We start from the raw sequence: 21,316 nt of genomic DNA, 5'->3' as shown, positions 1-21,316 counted from the left end.
ATCCCTTCCATAATGAAAGGTAGTTAGATTAACGACGAAAATCTCCTAGAAATGTGATGACTGCCGCCGCAACGACCCAAAACAAAGGCATTCCAAAATTTCTTAAAATTGCGCTGCCCATCGTGCTGGTGGGGGGATTGGGCGTTGGTCTGGTGAACTATTTCCTCCGTCCAGAACCCACCCAAGGCATCGAACTCAGCGGCAGAATCGAAGGCTATGAAACGAATATTAGCGCCAAGGTGGGCGGGAAAATAGAGGCGATCGCCGTGCGGGAAGGAGATACGGTACAAAAGGGGCAAGTTATCGTCACCCTCGACAGTGCGGAATTGCAAGCATCCCTTGATGGCGCCCAGGCACGGATTAACGCTGCCCAACAACAGGTGAACCAAGCCCAACTGCAAATTACCGTCATTGAAAATCAGATCACCGAAGCCCAACTCACCCAACAGCAGGCCCAGGATGACACCACCGGACGGGTGAATGCCGCCCAAGCCAATGTTGCCGCCGCGAAAGCCCAACTCGCCCAAGCCCAAGCTCAGGTCAAACAACTCGAAGCAGAACTCGCCCTTGCCAAAGCCGATGGCGATCGCTTTCAGGAATTGTACGCATCCGGTGTGGTGTCCAAGCAGCGCTTAGAACAGGCCCAAACCCAATATTTATCGACGAAGGAAAACCTCGATGCCCGCCGTGCCGTGGTGGCTGCCGCCGCTGAACAGGTGAAAACCGCCGAAGGAAATCTCACCCAAACCCAAGCCAGCCAGTTCAATCCAGATATTCGTGCTGTACAGGTGCAACGGTTGCAAACCCAACTCGCCCAAGCCCAAACCCAACTCAATGCCGCCCAAGCCCAAGTGCAAAATGCCCAAGCCAATTACAACGAAATTGCCGCGAAACTCAAGGATTTAGAATTGGTCAGTCCCATCGATGGGGTGGTATTAACCCGCACTGCTGAACCGGGGGAAGTGGTGGCGACGGGAAAAACCCTGTTAACCCTGGTGAATTTGGGGGATGTGTATCTACGGGGCTTTATTCCGGAAAAGGAAGTAGGGGCGATTCAAATTGGGCAGACGGCAGCGGTGTTTTTGGACTCTGCGCCGGAGGAACCTTTACGGGCAACGGTGGCGGCAATTGATACGGAGGCTTCCTTTACGCCGGAGAATATTTATTTTCGGGATGATCGGGTGACCCAGGTGTTCGGTTTGAAATTGCAGATTGAAAATGAAGCGGGTTTTGCGAAACCGGGAATGCCTGCGGATGCGACGATTTTGACGGATGCGACCCAAAATGTGCAGCGATAGTGATGATGACAGCGACGAGCAATCATTCAACTTTTAGCAACGGGTTACGCTACGGGGAAACGACGATTCAGGTGGCGGGACTGCGGAAAGACTATGGCGCGGTGCGGGCGGTGCGGGGCATTGATTTTTCGGTGAAGGCAGGGGAAATTTTTGGGCTGATTGGGCCGGATGGGGCGGGGAAAACGAGTACGTTTCAGATTTTGGCGGGGGTAATGGGGGCCACGGCGGGAACGGTGGCAATGCTCGGCAAAACACCGCAGGAGTCCCACTTGGATGTGGGCTATTTAACGCAAACGTTTTCGCTGTATTTGGATCTGAGCATTCTGGAAAATTTACGCTATGTGGCGGGCTTACGGAATGTGCCAGAGCGGATATTTGGCGATCGCCATCGGTATTTACTGAAATTGATGAATTTGGATCAGTTTCCAAATCGGTTGGCGCGGCAGTTGTCGGGGGGGATGAAACAGAAGCTGGCGTTATGTTGTGCGTTGATTGCCCAGCCGAAAATTTTGTTGCTCGATGAGCCGACGACGGGGGTTGATCCGGTGTCGCGGCGGGAGTTTTGGGATTTGCTGGCGGGGATTGCGGCGCAGGGGGTGACGATTGTGACGGCAACGCCCTATCTGGATGAGGCGGAACGCTGTCATCGCCTCGCCCTGATTTATGAGGGGGAAATTCAGCAGCTTGGCACACTGGGGGAATTGCAACGAAATTTAGGGTTACATCGCTTGGAATTGCGGGCGACTCCCTTAACCGCAGCGGAAAAATTGTTACGCAACCAGGCGCCGGAAACGGTGATCGATGTGCAATCCTTTGGCGATCGCCTCGATATTTTGACCCCCGACGTTGACCAAGCCCGGCGAGATATTACGCAAACCCTAGCCGCTGCGAACATTCAGGTGCAAAGTTTAGAGGCGAATGAACCGACCCTCGAAAATGTCTTTGTAAACCATCTGCGGCAGCAAGGGGCAGATCCGGTGTATAAATCATTCCCCTATTACCGAAAACGGGGAAATGCCAACCCAAAAGCTCCAAAACTCGCCATTTCTGCCCAACAACTGCAAAAAACCTTTGGGGAATTTCAGGCAGTGAAAAATGTCACCTTCGATGTCCACTACGGCGAAATTTATGGACTCCTCGGCGCAAACGGCGCAGGCAAAACTACCACGATTAAAATGATCTGCGGTCTCTTGCCACCGACAGCAGGACTGATACAGTTAGCGGGCGAAAGCGAAAATTTGCATCGGTCTGAGGTGCGATCGCGCCTTGGGTACATGAGCCAAAAATTTACCCTGTACGATGATCTGAGTATTCAGCAAAATTTGGAATTTTATTGCGGCGTTTACGGCATTCCCCGAAAATTGCGACGGGAAAAAATCGCGTGGGTGTTGGAAACCTGTGGGTTACTCGGTCGGGAAAAAATCACAACGGGCAGTTTACCGGGGGGTTGGAAACAGCGGGTGGCATTTGGCGCGTCGGTGATGCACGAGCCGGATATTTTATTTCTCGATGAACCGACTTCGGGGGTGGATCCGGTGGCGCGACGGCAATTTTGGCGCTTAATTCGGGATTTTGCGCGGCAGGGGACGGCGATCCTCGTCACGACCCACTATTTAGAGGAGGCGGAAAATTGTAATCGGATGGCGTTTATGGTGGCGGGGGAGATCGTGGCGCAGGGTTCCCCCACAGAAATTAAGGCGGCGCAACCGGGACAATTGATCGAGTTTTGTACCAACCAAATTCAGCACAGTTCGGATTTACTCAAGGAAAAATTAGCCCATTGGCGGGTGTCGATTTTTGGCGATCGCCTGCACCTCGTTTTAGATAATCCCGCCCAAGACTTAAATTTTGTCCAGCAAACCTTACAGCAAGAAGGGATTGAAATTTATAGCCAGCGCACCATTCCCTTTACCCTCGAAGATTCCTTTATCGGCACAGTCCAACGGGCGGAGGATCTACGTTAAATAATGAGCCTAAAACGAATTTTGTCCCAAGCGAAAAAGGAACTGGCACAATTTAGCCGCGATCGCCTCACGGTGGCTTTAGCGTTGGTGCTGCCCTTGGGAATGTTGTTAATTTATGGCTACGCGATCCGGTTAGAAACCAAAAATATTCCCCTGAGCATTCAGGATTTCGACAATTCGCCCCTGAGCCGCAGCTACGTGGAGCGGCTCTTTGCCACCAATCAATTTATCCCCACGCCCCTCGCTGGAACTTCGCCGTTATCCTCACTGGATCGGGGCACAGCCAAGGCGACCATCGTCATTCCCCCGACCTTTGCGGCAGATGTGGCGGCGGGCAATGCCAAGGTGCAAGCGTTGATTGACGGGACAGATGTGAATAATGCGCGGGTGATTCAAAACAGCGTGCGGGCGGTAACCAACTTTTTTATCCAAACTCTGCCCAATGCCCAGCGTCCCGAAGGCATTCAAGCACGGGTGCGAATTTGGTTTAATCCCGGTCGGGAGGAAGCCCTGTATATTGTGCCGGGGATTTTTGGGGTCGTCTTCTGGGTGTTTCCGTCGATGCTTGCCGCTATTGCAGTCGTGCGAGAAAAGGAACAGGGAACCGCTGTGCAGGTCTATGCCTCCGATCTCAGTTCTACGGAATGGCTGTTAGGGAAAGGATTGGCGTACTGGCTAGTGGCGATCGCCGAAACCATTGTTGTGATGACCATCTCCTTTGTGTTGTTCCATATCCGCCTCCAAACCAGTCCCCTGCCATTAATTATCGGCACAGGTATTTACCTCGCGGCGGCGGTGTCCTTCGGGTTATTTATCGGCGCACGGGGTGGCAACCAAAATGCCGCCGTCCAAGGCACGGCGATCGCCGGATTTTTAACCTCATTTCTACTCTCTGGATTTATTTATCGCTTAGAAAATATTCCCTTTCCCTTATCATTAATCTCCAATATTATTCCCGCTCGCTATTACATTTTGCTCACCCGTGATGCCTTTGTACGGGGTAGTGGTTGGCGCAGTATTTGGTATGTACCCATTGTGGTTGGGATTATTGGTTTAATCCTTTTTAAGGCTGCCACAAAAATCATGAAAAATATGCAGATATCGGACTAAATATTGATGTATGAAAATTAATTTACTACAAGGCTTTTTTGATGGTCGTTTCTGGGCATTAACCCTCAAGGAAATTCGCCAAATCCTCAAAAATCGCCAATCTATTTTTCTGTTAATTTTTCCGCCGACGATTCAATTATTAGTTTTTGGTTTAGCCCTCAGCCCCAATGTCGATCACCTCAGTTTAGGTTTAATCGATTACGCCAACTCTGCCCAAAGTCGTGAATTTGTTTCTGCCTTGACGGAAAATGACATCTTTCAAATTGAGTCAATCCCTAAAAATGAAGCTCAGTTACAGGAGCAAGTACGGAATGGTAAATTAACCGCCGGATTAATTATTCCGCCCAACTTTGATCGAGATTTAAACCAAGGCAATTCAACGGAAGTACAAGTTTTTATTGATGGGGTTGATGCCAATACTGCAGGCATTACAAATGGCTATATTAATCAAATTGTAAATCAATACACTCGCCAAAAAAATCCTGAATTTAAAATGCCCCCCGTCGAAACCCAAAGCCGTTTTTTATATAATCCGGGGTTAACCAGTAGTTGGTTCTTTGTACCGGGAGTGATTGGTTTAGTATTAACATTAACGGGTTCTCTGATTTCTTCAGTGACTGTCATTCGCGAAAAAGATGTGGGTACACTAGAGCAATTACTCATGACTCCGGCATCGGGCTGGGAGATTTTGTTGGCAAAAATAATCCCCTTATTTATTCTTTTAATGGGGGATGTTTTAATTGCATCGGCGATAGGAAAATTTATCTTTCACTTGCCTTTTCGCGGCAATTTTTTGATTTTTTATGCCCTCTCTGGCCTGTATGTTTTTGTGAGTATCGGTTTAGGAATTTTACTGGCAACTCTATCCCGCACCCAGCAACAGGTGGTCTTAACGTCATTCTTTTTTAATGCGCCAATTATCCAGCTTTCGGGGGCGATCGCCCCGATTGAGAGTATGCCGAAATTTTTCCAGATTCTCTCGTGGTTTGATCCGTTGCGCCATTATGTGGCGATCGCCCGGAGTTTGATTCTTAAAGGGGTGGCGATTGACTCCCTGTGGCCGAATATTTTGGCATTGCTAGGGTTTGCGATTATTTTGTTGTCGGTGAGTGTGCATCGTTTTCGGGCGCAGTTGAATTGAGGGCTGACCAACGTTTTTTCCAGTGACTCGTGGATTCCCGCTGGCTGGACTGTTGTTCGTCCCGTCGCCGCTGCAAGATTGTGTCTGCGTCATCCCGGAGGGTCGGATCGCGGTAGGCGATCGCCGCATTGGTGAGAAGATGTTCCTGCTCCTGTTGGGACAAAGGCGTCAGATTCTCAGGAATAAACCGCGCTAGGGTTCCGGGAGACTTTCGACCGACACCGGGAGTTTTGCCGAGCTGTAAACCTGCTGCCTGGAGAGCCACCCGCACCGCCGCCGCACAGGAATAGGTCGCCAAATAGCCGTCGGAGGCAAGGCATTGGGCCACTAAATTGAGAAATTCCATCGTCCAGAGCTGGGGACATTTTGGCGGTGAAAAGGGGTCGAGGAAAATAGCATCAGCCTGGAAATCTGCTTGAATCACCCGTTGGATAGTTTGCCGTGCATCTCCTGTGAGCAATTGAGCTTTGAATAGACTTGTTTCGATCTGAAGATTTTCGCTCAATTCCCGGAGTAGGGAAACTACCGTTTTGGGATAGGCCGCCAGGATATTTTGCTGAAGGCTATCGAGGGCGATCGCCTGGTCTTTTTCTAGGGCAAATAAGGTCACTTGGCAGTGGGGATTAACGCGCCAAATTTCCGTGAGGGCTGCTGCGGTATTATGACCCAAGCCATAGCAAACATCCAAAAGCCGGAGTTGGGGTTGTTGGGCGAGTTCGGCGATCCGACAGGGCAGAAGAAATTTTTCCTCAGCCTCCCGTTTGGCCCCCACCTGGGAGTGAAAATGCTCCTGAAATTCCTCCGAGAAAAACGTATAGGAACCGTCGGCTGTTAACTGGGGCACCAAGCTAGACATCGTCACGATTGCTTTTTTAACTATTCCGTCTCACCGTCGATGGCGGCGCGGATCCGTTGGGTGGCGGCTTCATGTTCTGCCAGGGTTTCACTGAAAACATGGGTGCCGTCGTAGTTGGCCACGAAAAATAAAAAGTCCGTCGCTTCAGGATTGGAGGTGGCCCGAAAACTGGCTAGTCCCGGTGAGGCGATCGCCCCTGGTGGTAAACCTTCATTGAGATAGGTGTTGTAGGGATTAGGGGTGCGCACCTGCTCAAGGGTCAGGGGCTGTTCCTTCGTTTGGCGAATGCCCAGGCCATATTCCACCGTTGGGTCTGTTTCTAGGCGCATACCCTGTTCCAGGCGATTGATAAATACCCCGGCAATTAACGGCCGCTCCTCCGGGATCACCGCCTCTTTTTCCACAATGCTCGCTAGGGTTACCCATTCCGCGAGGGACAAATCCAAAGGCACCGTTTCGGCCTCATAGAGGGGCAGGACCACCGCCTCAAATTGGCCTAACATCTGCTCAATAATCGCTGGGGGACTGGGTTGGGCGGTATCGAGAAAATAGGTGTCGGGAAATAAAAAGCCTTCTAAGGAGGTTAAATCTGCTGGCAACCAGGGAAATTGCTCGCGGGGGATGGTTTGGGTCGCCGCAATAAACTCCGTGGCCGGAAAAAACCCCAGAGCTTCAAAACGGTTTGCCATCTGTTGGATCGTCCAACCTTCGGGGATGGTCACGCTCGTCTGTACCACGTCCCCCGACCAAATTTGCTGGGCGATCGCCGGGAGATCTTGGTTGGGCGGAAATTGATAGGTGCCCGCCTTGAGACTGCCGCCCCGATCCGTGAGCCTGAGCCACTTTACCCAGATCTGCCATGCCTTGGGCGATTGGATTAAACCCAAAGCCGTTAAATCTTCGCCAATTTGGGCTGCGCCTGTACCAACTGGAATGTCGAGTTGTACCGTCTGGTCAGCATTTTCCCCAGGGGCGATCGCCCACCGCCACCAGGCCCAACTCTGCCAAAAGGCGATCCCCACTGTCAGGGCGAGGATCCCAGAAAACCAAGGAAAGCCCCGTTTTCGCTGTGCTAAGGGTTGCGTTTTGGGGGGCGCATTAGTCGGCATCTTGGAGCAGGAGCGTATCAACTAAACTTTGGATCATCGGATCCCCAGGTTCGAGGATCTCCATTTCTTCATCCTCAGTCACCTTCACAAAAATAGGAATCGGCTCTAGGGGCGTGTAGATGCTATACAGTTGGTCGAGGTGGTAGAAGCGCGCTAATTCCTGTAACTCTTCGGCCTCTAGCTCTTCGTCTTCAAAGTCATCATCTTCAATCTCTAAAGAGAGAATTTTATCCTCTTCCAGGGGGGGCAACTCACCACGAACGGTCATCACATGGGCTGTATCCTGGAGGATTAAATCATGTTCTGCCAGTACCGCCTTGGCATCGGGGAAAATTTCTGCAAGTTCCTCTGGATCTTCAACCAGTTCCGTTTCCGGTAAATCGCTCTCCTCGGCTTCATCTTCGTCCCAAGCGAGGATCACCACTGGCTGGTCTACTGGCATCAAAAAATAGTATTCAGTGCCATCCTGGGTAATTTCATTCTCAACGTAACAATCTAGCGATCGCCCCATGGCATCGGTGAGGGTAACGATGTCCTGAGCATCAAGCTCCCGTCCGGAATCAAAAGAAGGCGAAGACATAGACAGTGGCTGGCAAAAAAGGAACAGAAATAATTTCTCTCAGAATATCACGCAGTGGGCCAAAGTTTTGATTTGTACAGGCCCCCTAAACTCCCACTATGATGTTTTCAATGCGCCCATTGTGATCTGCCCATGTCCAAAGCCCCAATTACTGTCCAATCCGAGGTTACAGCCCCCCTCACAAAAACCGTCCAGGAGCAAGAATTTGAAGAGAAACGCCTCCAGGATATGTTGCTGCTCATTGAAACCATGTTTTTGCGGGAAGAGACCACGGTCAAACTGGTTTTAGAATGCCTCTACGACATTGGCTCGGTGAATTTAATCAACAAAAAAGTCCGCCGCCGCCCCCTCAATCGCTTGGCGAAATACATTGCCCGATTTTCTAAGCCTATTTTTCGGATTTTGGCCTGGCGTTGGTTTATGAAAAATTGCCCGACTCTCCTGGTAAATTGGCTCCATGGGAAAGTGTCTAAATTCTAGTTTCTGAATTTGAGAAAAGAATTGGATGCCGAACCAGTTAATTGCACGAATGTTCTAGCGGTCATTTAGATAGAGAAACAGGGGGACAGCCATGGCAGACAAAACAGTTTTAGTCACGGGGGGAGCGGGTTACATTGGCTCCCAGGCGGTATTGAGTCTGCAACGGCGCGGTTATCGGGTCATCGTGCTGGATAACTTGGTCTATGGTCATCGAGATCTAGTGGCGTCGGTACTCAAAGCGGAATTGATCGTTGGGGACACAGGCGATCGCCCTTTGTTAGATCAAATATTTGCAGACCACAAAATCGATGCGGTGATGCACTTTGCCGCCTATGCCTATGTGGGAGAATCGGTCACAGCGCCCGCCAAATACTATCGCAATAACGTGGTCGGGACTTTAACACTCCTGGAGGCGATGATCGCAGCGGGAGTCACGCAGTTTGTCTTCTCTTCCACCTGTGCCACCTACGGCGAACCAAGCGAAATTCCCATCCCCGAAGCTCATCCCCAAAACCCGATCAACCCCTACGGCATGAGCAAGCTGATGGTCGAAAAAATGCTCTGGGATTTTGACCGGGCCTATGGCTTGCGGTCAGTGATGTTCCGTTATTTCAACGCCGCTGGGGCAGACCCAGAGGGCAACCTAGGAGAAGACCACAACCCCGAAACCCACTTGATCCCCCTGGTGCTCTTTGCGGCCCTCGGTAAGCGAGACAGTATTTCAATTTTTGGCACCGATTATCCTACCCCCGACGGCACTTGCGTCCGGGATTATATCCATGTGAGTGACCTCGCCGACGCCCATGTTTTAGGTCTGGAATATTTACGGCAAGGCGGGGCAACCAATGCCTTTAACCTCGGCAATGGCAACGGTTTTTCGGTTAAAGAGGTAATTGAGGCCGCCCGCAAAATTACCGCCAAAGAGATCAAGGCGATCGCCACCGACCGTCGCCCCGGTGATCCCCCCAGCCTTGTGGGGAGCAGTGAAAAAGCCCGTACAGTTCTGGGTTGGCAACCCCAATATGCTGATCTAGAAACTATTTTGCAACACGCTTGGCACTGGCACCAACGGCGGCATGGTTAACCTAGCAGTCAGGAAAATTGGCGATCGCCCAGCAGAAACTCCCGAATTCTGAAAGAGAAAGGAACTCAACCAGATAAAATAAAAAGCCACTACCCCGCTTGTCCACTTTCTAAACTCAAGAGGATATACAACATTGTCTCGTCGTTATCTCTTTACCTCCGAATCCGTCACCGAGGGACATCCCGATAAAATTTGTGACCAAATCTCCGATGCAATTTTAGACGCCGTACTTGCTGCTGATCCCAGTAGCCGTGTTGCTGCTGAGGTTGTGACCAATACCGGTTTGGTACTAATTACGGGTGAACTAACAACCCAAGCGAATGTGAATTTTATCCAGGTGGCTCGCCAGAAAATCAAAGAAATTGGCTACACCAATGCCGACAATGGCTTTTCTGCCAATAGCTGCTCTGTGATGGTTGCCCTGGATGAACAATCCCCCGACATCGCCCAGGGGGTCACCAGCGCCCAGGAGCAACGGGACAAACTCAGTGACGACCAACTCGATGAAATTGGTGCCGGAGACCAGGGGTTAATGTTTGGCTATGCCTGCAACGAGACACCCGAATTCATGCCCCTCCCGATTAGTTTGGCCCATCGTTTGTCTCTGAAATTGAGCCAAGTGCGCAAAAGCGGTGAACTGCCTTACCTCGGCCCCGACGGTAAAACCCAAGTAACGGTGATCTACGAGGACGGCAAACCCGTGGGGATCGATACGATTTTGATTTCGACCCAACACACAGAGACCATTGGGGCACTCACAGACAATACGGAGATTCAGGCCAAGATCAAGGCGGATCTGTTGGAAAAAGTGATTAAACCTGTTTTTGTCGGGGCAACGGTGGGTTTAAGTGACAGTACGAAGTTCCTGGTAAACCCCACTGGTAAGTTTGTCATTGGTGGCCCCCAGGGAGATTCTGGACTTACGGGCCGCAAGATTATTATCGATACCTACGGTGGCTATTCTCGTCACGGGGGCGGTGCTTTCTCCGGCAAAGATCCCACTAAAGTAGACCGCAGTGCTTCCTATGCTTGCCGTTATGTGGCGAAAAATATTGTCGCAGCGGGCCTTGCGGAAAAATGTGAGGTGCAGGTGAGCTACGCGATTGGGGTGGCTCGTCCAGTGAGTGTGATGATCGAGACCTTTGGTACTTGCACTGTGGATGAGGATCGGTTGCTCGAAGTCGTGCAGAAACATTTTGAACTGCGTCCGGCGGGGATTATCCAAGCTTTCGATCTGCGCAATTTACCGAGCCAACGTAATGGGCGTTTTTATCAGGATGTGGCCGCCTATGGACATTTTGGTCGGACAGACTTAGATCTTCCCTGGGAACGTTTGGATAAGGTAGATATTCTCAAACAGGAACTGGCCACGGCAACAGTTGCCTAGTTTTCTTGCGTACTGACGTCCTAAACCTAAAAAGCTAATTAAATTTCCCCTGGTGCTTCTTCTGGCAGTGGGGGATTTTTGTTGAGTTGGCGATCGCCGCGTTTGAGGGCATCTGCAAGCATTGCTTCGCCGACAACGACATTCAGCTGATCTCCCAGGAGCATCACCAGGGCACTGAGTTGGAGCCAGAGCATCAGAATAATCGCCGTCCCCACAGCCCCATAAACACGGTTATATTGGCCAAAGTTGGCAACATAGAGGCGAAATAGAGAAGAGATAATCGCCCAGGAAACGGCCCCCAGAACGGCACCGGGCAAAATGGGCATCCCTTTAATCAGGCGACTAGAACCCATGCTGTAGATAAAAGCAAAGGCAATGGAAACGATCGCCAAGGCGACGGGCAGGCTCAAAAAACGCCAGAGAATGACCAACAGATTGGCCAGATCGTAGTTGATCTTCATATCGACAATCAGATTTTGGATAAAGAGAATCGAAAAACACAGGGCGAAAAAGGCAATGAGGGCGATCACTAAGCCAAAGGACATCTGTTTGAGTTTGCGCAGGGGATGACGCCGATCAGGGGGACTCGTCAGAATGTTAATCACCATCGCAATAATGCCCGTCCCTAACCCCAACGCTAACGGGAAACTCAGCAGCCGCCAGAGGGTGACCAAAACATTGACCCCCGTCGTATCTACAGGTAAGCGCACAATTAAATCGAGTCCGACTTTAATGACGCTATCGCCCACCAGCACCAGAAATGAGGCAAAAATCAAAAGGGCGATCGCCCCCAGGGTAATAAAAATCGACATCAACTTTGCTTTCCAGAAAGGACGCCGTTGTTCCGGGGGGATTTCGTGGATTTGATCGAGGGCATTCATTGCCGCACTCAGCGCTCCGGACGAGACCCAGATCGTCGCGACAAAACTAACCGAAAATAAACTTCTACTGGGAGTTTTGCTAATTTCTGCCGCGAACTCCCGCAGAAGCGTCCATACCGACACCGGCATCACATCTTCGTAATAGCTCGCCAACTGTAGAATGGTTTGGTTATCGAGGGTGGCCGTGAATAAGCCTAGGGCCGTCAACGCCATAATAATCGTCGGGAACAAGGACAGCATGACGTTAAAGGCAATCTCCGCCGAAAGCCCCAACAGTCGCCGTCGTAACGCCTGGCGGATCGTCCAATACAGCGTTCGGTGATTAAGAAATAAAAAAAATCGCAAAAAACGTTTCATCGCCTGACCGATCGGGGCAACATATTTTCTGGAGCGCGTTTATGCAGCTGCATTTGCTGAAACATTTTGAGATTCCAAGAAGTACAGTACCACTACCTATTAGTTTATCGGTCAAAACTCCCTTGGCGATCGCCTCGCTTCTCCCCCCAAAGCACAAAGCCACATCAGGCCGCTGTCGCACTACCCAAAAATTATCTGGTCAGCTGACAGGATTATCAAGTACATCTTTATGACGAAAATCACGCCCAAAGTTTACCAATGGTGCGATATTTGATAGATTGCTGCCGAAAAAAAATCTTTTTCAATCTGAATAAAAAGTAGCGAGAAAATATCAATAAAAAAATATAGAAATACGACCCAGAACTTTTTATTTTTCTCTGGGTTATAAATCCTTTAAAAGAGTCAAATGATCCCCGAATGTGGGGAATCCCCCCTCAACCCCATCGGGGCAAGCCTTATTTTCTAAAGTGATTTTTCTGGTTAATGGCTTAAATCCTCTGTTTTTAAGGACAATTCTCTTATTGAATAATTTTTAAATCGATCAAAAAATAAAATAAAGAAAAAATTAAATTTTTTAAGCCATTTGTTATTACTTTTTATAAAAACAAGCCGTTGTTGCAGGGAAAAATAGCGACAATATTATTAGCCCTACATTACTTTTTCGATGGTGGAGGTAACTGAGATGTTACACCCTACAATGCACCAATCCCTAAGTCTGTTGCTAGTCCCCCTCGGTTTAGTCCTGGCCACAGCCCTAGGCCCCCAGAAAAATCTCAATGCCCAATCCTGCAACGTCTATATGGGTCAAGCGGTGACTGGCGCGAGTATCAATGTGGATCGTTGTTCCATCCGGCGGGCCAGTGAACGTAGTGTTAACTTTACGTACTACCTCGGCCAAATGAAGATTAATGCCCAGGCCCATTGTTGGGATAACACCTGGACGAGCTTCCATGATGGTGTGACCCATAGCCCCAGATCCACGGCCACCCAAAATATGCTGAACTTTGTCTGTGATGGTAATCCTGGTAATACGGGCGCGAATGATACTGCTTTTGTCTTTGCTCCCCCCTCGAATGTCCGCACTTACCCCAATAGACCAATTTTGTGCACCGTGCGATCGCGCCAAACCATCAACCTCTACGGCAACCAAGGAAATTGGTTCTATACCGATGTCTGCGGCGGCATGGGGATGATTCACTCTAGCCAAATTCGCTTCTAGGAACGGATAGTAAGACCCAATGTTGAGGCCCAATCTTGGGCAAGGGGTGGGGAATTTTTGGTCTTGGGTTGACGCCTCGCTCAATGGGAAAATTATTTCAGTAATTTTTCGGCGGTTTCGTAAAAGATCAACAACGCAATGTAACAAACCCCAGGGGAGAGATACACTACATGGTAGCGCTGGGGTTATTTGATCAAATCAGTGAGGAAAGCATGCCCATCAATAACGCACCACAATTAGAGCGTCTACTCTCTTTAGTCAAGGAAGGTCAGCTTACCCAGGAGGAGTTTGGTGTACTCCAGGCTCACTTTGACCTCAAAATAACTCCCACCCCTCAAGGTACGACGAATCAGGCGACTGCGGCCCCAGAGTCTCCATCGACGGAAGAAAAAACCGCCGATTCTTTTTGGAAGAAGCCGATTTTTGGCAACAAGAGCTTGGTGGAGAAGGTCACAAACTATTTTGCGAAGCCTGCGGTTCCGCCTTATTCTCTTGATCGCTATGGGCAGCTTTGGAAGCAACTTGAAACGAAGGCGATCACTCTCCAGGGCTTGGAAAATCGAAAATTCGGCAATCAGGAGTTCCTTGATTTCTTTCGGATTCGGATTTTAATCGATCTGAACATGGGCACCTTCAAAAACCTCAAGAATACGATTGATTTGTTTGAGGTGATGTTATTTTCCCTTGAAAGCTTTGTCTTGATTAACGAAACGGAATTTCTGTATCGCAGCCCGACTCAGCTTAAGGTCTACGAGGCGATCGCCGATATCTTAGACAACCACACCGACAGCACCGAAATTGTCCTCGAAATGAAAGCGAGAGTTACCCCTTTCCTCAAGGAATTTAAAACCGATGAGGGCCTGCGGGTCACCAAAAACTATATTTTGGCAATTAAAGAGGTTAGTCGCTACAAAAGTGGCGTGAAGTTGCTGAACATTTTGAGAAACCTGAAATCCCGCTATTCTCTGCTGTTATCAACCTTTAAACTGGCCCAGGAAGTGTTGACACAGCCGATTGGCACCGATCTAGAGGTTTTGGAACAGCGGGTTTCGGAGATCGAGGAAACGGTTTACACGCTGTGTTCGGCGATGGGGATGCCGAGGAACCAAAATAACCTTTTGGGCCACGTCAAAGTGTTTCACTTTCTCGCATTGAACTACCGCAATAAAAATGCAGGGGCTGAGTTTAAGGCTCTCCTGGGGGATCTCAGAAAGTGGGAACAAATTGCCGGGGAGTTACAGACGATTAAAGACACCTATCCCCCCAATGATTATGATGTGCCGGATATTTTTAAGCAGGATTTCCCCGGTTTACCCCTCTATCAGAAATACCAGCGTTTTTTGAATATTCGTAAGGCATAGGGGACGACGGTGCTGGATTTTTTGAGGGGTCAAGACTCGGTGTGGAATTGGCAAAGGGCTTGTTGGGCGATCGCCTGCCAGGATTGTCCAGTTCGTTGGGCGATCGCCTTAACGTCTTCGTATTCCGGTTGGACGTTGTAGATTTTGTCACCCCGGTAGCCGATTTTCAGTTGAATCTCTCCAGCAGGGGTGGCAACGGTTTCAAAGCGCCGGTGGAGAATTGACCGGGTTTGGGTGTGGCGACGGATGCCGAGGGTGCTGGTTTCGGTAAACAGAATTTCTTCGCAAATCTCGACCAATGCCACGGGACAAATCACCGTTAGGAGAGTACCCAAGCGATTTTTTTTCATCATAATCCCCTGGGTGAAAACGTCTAATGCCCCGGCCGCTTGTAATTTTTCGCAGGCATAGGCGATCGCCTGGGGATTGAGATCATCAATTTGGGTTTCGAGGGTAGCTATGGTTTCTAAGTGGGGCGTTTCTGGCTGGTGGCCGATCCAGAGCCGCAATAAATTCGGCAAGGGTAAATCAATGGTGCCGGAACCCAGGGCAATTTTTGCGAGGGTCATGGCGGGTGGCTGACAAAAGTCCGTTGCTAAAGTGGTGGCGATCGCCGCGCCGGTGGGAGTGACTAATTCTTTTTCGATGCCATTGCTATAAACCGGAACCTGGCGTTGTTGCCAGAGTTGGAGCACCGCCGGTACCGGGACAGGCAAAATTCCGTGGGCCGCTTTCACCGTGCCGCCCCCAGTGGGCATGGGCGCACAATATAGTTCATCAATTTCTAACCAATCTAGCCCTAAACAAGTCCCCACAATATCCACCAGGGCATCGGTCGCGCCAACTTCGTGGAAATGTACTTGCTCTGGGGTTGTACCGTGAACCGTTGCTTCGGCGATCGCCAAATTCTGAAAAATTGCCAAACTCCAGCGTTCAACCCGCTCTGGTAAGCCTGCCCCTTTAATCATGGCCTGAATTTCTGGCAGATGGCGGTGGGGGGCATGGTCAGCATGATGGTGATGAGTCTGATCCTGGGAATGATCATGGTCATGGTGAGCTGCCTTAGTTTTGAGATCCACAAAGACCTTTGTCGCCCGCTGTCCTTGACGAATCACCGTTTCCGCCCGAAGATCGTATTCAGCGGCGATTCCCAAGCGATTTAGCTGATTTTTGAGATATTCCAGCGGTACGCCCCCATCTACCAATGCACCGAGACACATATCTCCTGCAATCCCCGTCGGGCATTCGAGATAGGCAATTTTTTTCATAGCGGCAAAAACAATGGCTAATTATTATTCACTCCACCCGAAAAATCCCCAACAACGGGATTTAGAGGCGATCGCCCAACAACTCCGGGCTGGGGCCGTGATGTTATATCCAACAGATACAGTGTACGCCATTGGTTGTGATCTCACCGCAAAGCAAGCCGTGCAAAAAGTGCGCCAACTCAAGCGCCTCGCCAATGACAAACCCCTCACTTTCCTCTGCTCGTCCCTGTCGAATATTTCTGAATATGCCCTGGTCAGTGACGAAGCTTACCGGATTATGAAACGGGCAATTCCTGGCCCCTATACCTTCTTGCTTCCCGCCACAAAACAGGTGCCGAAACTGGTGATGAGTCCCAAACGCCGCAGCACCGGGATCCGTGTCCCTGACCATGCGATCTGTCAGGGTTTACTCCAGGCCCTTGGCAATCCGATTATTTCCACCTCGGCCCACTTGCCTGATGAAGATGGTGAACCCTTTACCCTCGGCCTTGAAAAAGCGCGCCTTTTTGATGCCCTAGAGCCCCTTGTGGATATCATCATCGACAGTGACAGCGAGCCCGGCACCAAGACTTCAACGATTCTCGACTTTTGCGATCGCCAACCGACCCTCATCCGTAAAGGCCTCGGCTGGGATGCCCTCGAAGGCTGGCTTGACGTGGTCGACCTCTCCGACGCCACACAATAAACCCACTATCCTTCCCTGGGGAAGGTGGCCGTTAGGCCGGAAGGGGCTTCTCCCCTTGAGGGGAGCTAGAGGGGTGTCAATACTTGAGAAAAGCTAGAAGGGTATTCTTTCTATCGTTAGCCCCGTTGTCCAGTAATGATATAAGAAACGCGCTGGGCAATATTTGTCGCGTGGTCAGCCATCCGTTCTAGATCCCGAATAATCAACGCCATCAAAATAAATGGTTCAATCACCCCAGGCTGATTTTGCTGCTGGGCCAGGGCTGCATAAATGCGATCATAATCATCATCGACCCGATCATCTAATCTCTTTACATAAGCACCGGCATTGGGATCTAGATCCGCCAGGGCCACCAAGCTTGTGGACAACATCAACTGGGCATGTTCCGACATCCCTTCAATATCCGCCATCAGAATGTGGGTCGGATAGGGGACTAAACGCATCGACTTTTCCGCCAAATCCTCAGCATAATCAGCGATCCGCTCCAAATCTCGCACCAACTGCATAAACGCACTCACAAACCGACAATCTTGGCTCACTGGGGCCTTCAGAGTCAGCATTGCCGAGCAATCAGCTTCAATCCGGCGATAGTAGCGGTCGATTTCTTTATCTAAGGCCCGGAGCGTTTCATAGGCCTCTAAATCTTCTTTAAACAGACAATTATGACCCAAACGAAAGGCTTGCTCGACCAGCGCCCCCATCCGCAAAACTTCTTGTTCTAAACGTTGTAAGGAACGTTCAAATTGCGTTCGTTCTCTTTGGGGTGGCTGATGAAACAATTGCATAGATTTTAAATTGCGTTTCTTTATATCGCTTTTTATAGAGACTATTCTTACATTATAATTCCAAAGTTTAAAAAAGATTAAGTTATAATTTGGTTAACGATTTTTCTGAGCAGTTTTCTTTGTAAAAAGAGGCACTTTATGGGCGAAATCAAGGGCATTTTAGTCGTCAGGAAGACCTAACTCTGGTGGAACTTTGGGGGGTGTAGATTCTCCTGGAGAGTTTGTTCTGTAAGAATTCTGAGATTCTGCAACCCGTGGTAAATTGCTGTTTAAATTGACAGAGGTAAGTGGTTGCTTTGTTTGGTTAAGGGGAGAACGTCGCCGTTGGGAAAGTTGCTCTTCATTTGTATTTTCTGCTACCAATTCATACAAAAGGGCCAACTTTGTCGATGATTTACCTTTGCGTAAAATCCGCCCTAAACGTTGTACATATTCTCGACTCGAACCACTACCGGAGAGAATAATCGCCACCCGGGCATTGGGCACATCAACCCCCTCATTCAAAACATGGGAAGTCACCAGGATATGGTATGTTTCGCGACGAAATTTTTCGAGGATTTGGTGTCGTTCCTTGACCGGAGTCTGGTGGGTAATGGCGGGAATTAAAAAGTCCTGGGAGATACGATAAACAGTGGCGTTATCGTTGGTGAAAATCAGAATTTTTTCGGGGTAGTGACGCTCGATCAACTGGGCGAGGGTGCGCAATTTTCCGGCGGTGCCAGCGGCGATATCTTTGGCCTGACGGTGGGCTAACATGGCACGGCGACCCGCAGCGGAACGACAACTGAGCGCAACAAAATTTTGCCAACCTTCGAGGGAACCCAGATAGATATGATTGTCCTGGAGAAATTGATTGCGGGTGGCGATGAGTTGTTGATATTGGTCGGCCTCGGTGGTAGTTAGGGGAATTTTGAGCTGAATAATTTGGTGCTCGGCTAGGGCTTTCCCGGAGAGGGAACTGGGAGTGCGGTCATATACGACAGGCCCAATGAGGTGTTTTAGATCTTGCTCACGGCCATCGCTCCGGTCGGGGGTGGCAGTTAAACCGAGACGATAGGGGGCAATGGAATATTCGGCGATCGCCCGGAAAAAGTCGCTGGGTAAATGGTGACATTCATCGAAAATAATCAGGGCATATTGGTTTCCGAGGGTTTCGGCGTGGATCGCGGCGCTGTGGTAGGTGGCGATGAGGATAGGGGTGCGATCACGGGAGCCGCCTCCCAACAGCCCCACATCAATGTTCGGAAAAGCGGTGCTGAGCTGGGCATACCATTGGTGCATCAAATCGAGGGTAGGCACCACCACCAAGGTTGTGCGGGGAGTGCTGGCCATGGCCAGTTGGGCGAGGTAGGTTTTTCCGGCAGCAGTAGGTAAGACCACAACCCCCTGGCGATCGCCTTTTTTCCAGGCTAACAGAGCTTCCCGTTGGTGGGGATAGGGTTCGAGGGGGAAAGCCGGATCAAAATCTAGGGGGGAAAATTGTTGGGCCGCATCAATAAAATCTACCCCTTCGTTTCGTAACTGTTCCACGAGGGGGCGATAATCCTGGGCCGAGAGCCTAAATTTTTCAATGCGGTCATCCCAAGTGACGAAATCTAGCCAAGTTTTACCCTGGGGTGGGGGATGGAGGATCAGGGTGCCCCGGTCATAGGTGAGTTTAGGTCGTCGTCTCATCACCGATAATGCGGTCGAGTTGCCAAAGGATCTGATTACCTTCTCGTTTGACCCGGGAGACAATCCAATTGCGCCAAGTCCATTCATGGCCCCGACTGGTGACGGCACTGGCATTCACATCCATTAGATCTGCCAACTCAGAACTACTAATAAAATAACCATTTTCCGCAATTTCATCGGCAATACGGAGACTTTCGATGAGGTCTGTTAAGCGCTTAACTCGTTCATGGTAGGGCAGGGTAATGTCTTCAGGGGCAAGGCTGGTGAGATCTGTCATGGGCTCTTGGGGAGATGGATTCGGCGTTACAACGTTAGATTTTGGGTAATCTATCGTCAATTGTGGCGGGCTGTTGGCGCTCGTACCTCTAGATTTTGGTAGATCTTTGGTTGCATTAGGGCTGCGTAGGTTAGGAGCTTGACCCCGGGCAAAGCCATTGGCGATCGCATCGGCCCGTTCATTCCCCGCCTCACCGCTATGGCCTTTGACGTGACACCAAGAGATGGTCGGTTGATTCAGTTGATTGAGCTGCTGCCAGAGGTCTTGATTTAAAACAGGGTTGCCGGTGGCGGTTTTCCAGCCCTTTTTTTGCCAGCCTTTAATCCATTTGGTGATGCCATCGATGACATATTTGCTATCGGTAAAAAGGCGTACTGGTTCTGGCTGGGGACAGTCGCGGACAAATTCGAGGGCCTGGATTGCGGCTTGCATTTCCATGCGGTTATTGGTGGTTTCGGGTTGGCGATCGCCCATTTCCAGAACGGTGCCATCAGTAAACTGAATCACCACTCCCCAACCACCGGGGCCAGGATTGCGAATACAGCCACCGTCGGTATAAATGCGGTCAATTGTGCGTTGTTGTGCCATGAAATACGGGGAAAGAACAATGGAGATGGGGACAGAGCAGTGGCCGCGCTTAATTATTCAGCCCAAGGATCTGTCGGTAGCGGTGAGGACGGGGCATTGAGCACTGCTTCGATGGCCTCTAAACGCTCCTGGGCCTGGGCAAAATCCGGCGCAAGATGCAAAACGCGACGGTAGTTGATTTGGGCGTTTTCTAGTTTGTTGAGTTGTTCGAGGGTGAGGCCCCGCTGGTACCAAGCTTCGGTGAGGTCTTCTTGCAATTCGATGGTGGTATTCCAGCTCTTGAGAGCCGCCTGCCATTGTTCAAGGGCCATAAGCACATAGCTGTGATCGCGCCAAATGAGAACGTTATCGGGGGCTAACAGAATTGCTTGTTTGAGGGATTCGAGGGCTTGGTCATATTGCTTGAGGCGACCAAAGGCACTGCCCCGGTTATGCCACACTGCAGAAACTGTTGGATTAAGTTCAATCACCTCATCCCAGGCGGCGATCGCCCCGGCAAAGTCCCCTTGATCAGCTTTTGTCAGACCAGCCTGAAATAAGGCCTCGATTGTTTGAGTGGTGTCCTCGGTCGTGGTTTCTTGGGTGAATTCCTCTGGTGCCTCTTGGGTTGGGGGTTCTGCTACTTCTGGCTTGATTGTTTCCGGAACTTCAGGCAGGGGCTCCACCATCATTTCTGCTTCGGGGGTGACAACTGGTTCTGCTACTTCTGGGGACGCTTCTTGGGGTTGTGCTGATGTTGGGGTATTTTCTGGGGCCACTTCTTGCTCAGCGAGTTTATCGGCACCAGCATATTCCCAAATTTCAATGGCGATTTTTCCGCGTCCGGTCACTAATTGTTGCCCTGTATCCCCGAAAGCACGGGCGAAACGCTGTAGCTTTGGTGAGTTTTTAAAGGCATTACTGATATAGAGCAGTCGTGTGCCAACCTGTTGTTGTTGGGGGGGTTGTGCCTGTGCTAGTATTTGCGTACTGTAGCGTTCTAACCATGCTTCCCAGGCGGTGACTTTACCGCGAATCCCCAAATCAGCGATAAATACTTCTAGGCGATCAGGCTGCCATCCCCGCGAGATTCCCTGGAGGAGCTGCGCCAATAAAAATTCAAAATCTGCGTCGGTGAGGGGGGGAAGGTCTACGGTGGGTGTTTGGCCCCGACCCTGAGAGGGAGAAAATAGCTTTTTTAACCAACCCGCCATATCCTTAATAATCCTTTTG

At 50.2% G+C, this 21,316-nt stretch carries 19 protein-coding genes and 1 pseudogene; 10 read left to right on the top strand and 10 right to left on the bottom strand.

From position 1 onward, the window contains the following. The first annotated feature begins 56 nt into the window (after positions 1 to 56). Genes AWQ22_RS08910 through AWQ22_RS08895 form a run of 4 tightly spaced genes read left to right on the top strand, consistent with a single transcriptional unit; the run spans position 57 to position 5,513 of the window. Entirely contained in the window at positions 57 to 1,298 is a 1,242-nt protein-coding gene (locus tag AWQ22_RS08910; protein WP_065710860.1) for an HlyD family secretion protein, read from the top strand. Between the two features lie 2 nt (positions 1,299 to 1,300). Continuing rightward, entirely contained in the window at positions 1,301 to 3,262 is a 1,962-nt protein-coding gene (locus AWQ22_RS08905) for an ATP-binding cassette domain-containing protein (RefSeq protein WP_232321327.1), read from the top strand. A 3-nt stretch (positions 3,263 to 3,265) separates the two neighbouring features. Then, positions 3,266 to 4,372: an ABC transporter permease gene (locus AWQ22_RS08900; protein ID WP_065710859.1), complete on the top strand. Its 1,107-nt coding sequence runs from the start codon at positions 3,266 to 3,268 to the stop codon at positions 4,370 to 4,372. Between the two features lie 10 nt (positions 4,373 to 4,382). After that, positions 4,383 to 5,513: an ABC transporter permease gene (locus tag AWQ22_RS08895; protein WP_065710858.1), complete on the top strand. Its 1,131-nt coding sequence runs from the start codon at positions 4,383 to 4,385 to the stop codon at positions 5,511 to 5,513. Here AWQ22_RS08895 and AWQ22_RS08890 read toward each other — a convergent pair. The 3 genes from AWQ22_RS08890 to AWQ22_RS08880 are packed head-to-tail and all read right to left on the bottom strand — an operon-like array spanning position 5,464 to position 8,058. Beyond that, complete coding sequence (locus AWQ22_RS08890) at positions 5,464 to 6,369, bottom strand: tRNA (5-methylaminomethyl-2-thiouridine)(34)-methyltransferase MnmD (protein WP_065710857.1); 906 nt, start codon at positions 6,367 to 6,369, stop codon at positions 5,464 to 5,466. The genes AWQ22_RS08895 and AWQ22_RS08890 overlap by 50 nt on opposite strands. 20 nt (positions 6,370 to 6,389) lie before the next feature. After that, the gene (mltG, locus tag AWQ22_RS08885) at positions 6,390 to 7,478 is read right to left on the bottom strand and encodes an endolytic transglycosylase MltG (RefSeq protein WP_065710856.1); all 1,089 of its coding nucleotides are present in this window, start codon (positions 7,476 to 7,478) and stop codon (positions 6,390 to 6,392) included. Continuing rightward, a complete protein-coding gene (locus AWQ22_RS08880; RefSeq protein ID WP_030007472.1) occupies positions 7,468 to 8,058 on the bottom strand; it encodes a DUF3727 domain-containing protein in 591 nt (196 codons plus the stop codon). The genes mltG and AWQ22_RS08880 overlap by 11 nt, the downstream gene beginning before the upstream one ends. A 132-nt stretch (positions 8,059 to 8,190) precedes the next feature. Here AWQ22_RS08880 and AWQ22_RS08875 point away from each other — a divergent pair, with 132 nt between their 5' ends. The 3 genes from AWQ22_RS08875 (at position 8,191) to metK (ending at position 11,009) form a co-directional block, all read left to right on the top strand. Then, positions 8,191 to 8,538 carry a hypothetical protein gene (locus AWQ22_RS08875; RefSeq protein ID WP_012307328.1) on the top strand — a complete coding sequence of 116 codons (348 nt, stop codon included), beginning with the start codon at positions 8,191 to 8,193 and terminating at the stop codon, positions 8,536 to 8,538. Between the two features lie 91 nt (positions 8,539 to 8,629). Then, on the top strand, positions 8,630 to 9,622 hold the full coding sequence (galE, locus tag AWQ22_RS08870) for a UDP-glucose 4-epimerase GalE (protein WP_065710855.1): 993 nt from the start codon (positions 8,630 to 8,632) through the stop codon (positions 9,620 to 9,622). Between the two features lie 133 nt (positions 9,623 to 9,755). Further along, positions 9,756 to 11,009 (top strand): methionine adenosyltransferase, encoded by a 1,254-nt coding sequence (gene metK / locus AWQ22_RS08865; protein ID WP_065710854.1) that lies wholly within the window; start codon positions 9,756 to 9,758, stop codon positions 11,007 to 11,009. A gap of 38 nt (positions 11,010 to 11,047) precedes the next feature. On the opposite strand, the gene AWQ22_RS08860 is transcribed toward metK, so the two are convergent. Continuing rightward, on the bottom strand, positions 11,048 to 12,247 hold the full coding sequence (locus AWQ22_RS08860) for a YihY/virulence factor BrkB family protein (RefSeq protein WP_065710853.1): 1,200 nt from the start codon (positions 12,245 to 12,247) through the stop codon (positions 11,048 to 11,050). Positions 12,248 to 12,929: 682 nt separating this feature from the next. Between AWQ22_RS08860 and AWQ22_RS08855 the strand changes: the two genes are divergently transcribed. Together AWQ22_RS08855 and AWQ22_RS08850 are read left to right on the top strand one after the other, a co-directional pair. Then, positions 12,930 to 13,466, top strand: a complete 537-nt coding sequence (locus AWQ22_RS08855) for a hypothetical protein (RefSeq protein WP_232321326.1) — start codon at positions 12,930 to 12,932, stop codon at positions 13,464 to 13,466. Positions 13,467 to 13,678: 212 nt separating this feature from the next. Beyond that, the gene (locus AWQ22_RS08850) at positions 13,679 to 14,827 is read left to right on the top strand and encodes a hypothetical protein (protein ID WP_157094604.1); all 1,149 of its coding nucleotides are present in this window, start codon (positions 13,679 to 13,681) and stop codon (positions 14,825 to 14,827) included. 29 nt (positions 14,828 to 14,856) lie between these two features. On the opposite strand, the gene larC is transcribed toward AWQ22_RS08850, so the two are convergent. Continuing rightward, positions 14,857 to 16,095: a nickel pincer cofactor biosynthesis protein LarC gene (gene larC, locus AWQ22_RS08845; protein WP_065710850.1), complete on the bottom strand. Its 1,239-nt coding sequence runs from the start codon at positions 16,093 to 16,095 to the stop codon at positions 14,857 to 14,859. 13 nt (positions 16,096 to 16,108) lie between these two features. Between larC and AWQ22_RS08840 the strand changes: the two genes are divergently transcribed. Continuing rightward, positions 16,109 to 16,780, top strand: coding sequence for an L-threonylcarbamoyladenylate synthase (locus AWQ22_RS08840; protein ID WP_012307321.1), 672 nt, complete (start codon positions 16,109 to 16,111; stop codon positions 16,778 to 16,780). 116 nt (positions 16,781 to 16,896) lie between these two features. Here the strand turns inward: AWQ22_RS08840 and phoU are convergent, their stop codons facing one another. The 5 genes and pseudogenes from phoU to AWQ22_RS08820 form a co-directional block, all read right to left on the bottom strand. After that, complete coding sequence (gene phoU / locus AWQ22_RS08835) at positions 16,897 to 17,565, bottom strand: phosphate signaling complex protein PhoU (RefSeq protein WP_065710849.1); 669 nt, start codon at positions 17,563 to 17,565, stop codon at positions 16,897 to 16,899. Positions 17,566 to 17,724: 159 nt separating this feature from the next. Next, entirely contained in the window at positions 17,725 to 19,239 is a 1,515-nt protein-coding gene (locus AWQ22_RS08830; protein WP_065710848.1) for a DEAD/DEAH box helicase, read from the bottom strand. Next, positions 19,223 to 19,516: a hypothetical protein gene (locus tag AWQ22_RS17390; RefSeq protein WP_315862037.1), complete on the bottom strand. Its 294-nt coding sequence runs from the start codon at positions 19,514 to 19,516 to the stop codon at positions 19,223 to 19,225. The genes AWQ22_RS08830 and AWQ22_RS17390 overlap by 17 nt, the downstream gene beginning before the upstream one ends. 162 nt (positions 19,517 to 19,678) lie before the next feature. Next, positions 19,679 to 20,104, bottom strand: a pseudogene (gene rnhA / locus AWQ22_RS17385) (ribonuclease HI); the annotation flags it as partial. Between the two features lie 53 nt (positions 20,105 to 20,157). Then, on the bottom strand, positions 20,158 to 21,297 hold the full coding sequence (locus AWQ22_RS08820) for a tetratricopeptide repeat protein (RefSeq protein WP_065710846.1): 1,140 nt from the start codon (positions 21,295 to 21,297) through the stop codon (positions 20,158 to 20,160). Between the last annotated feature and the right edge of the window lie 19 nt (positions 21,298 to 21,316).

Origin of the sequence: Picosynechococcus sp. PCC 7117, assembly GCF_001693275.1 — a bacterium.
Classification (GTDB): domain Bacteria; phylum Cyanobacteriota; class Cyanobacteriia; order Cyanobacteriales; family MRBY01; genus MRBY01.
The sequence above is the reverse complement of the archived record's forward strand: the minus strand, read 5'-3'. Positions and strand labels throughout refer to the sequence as shown.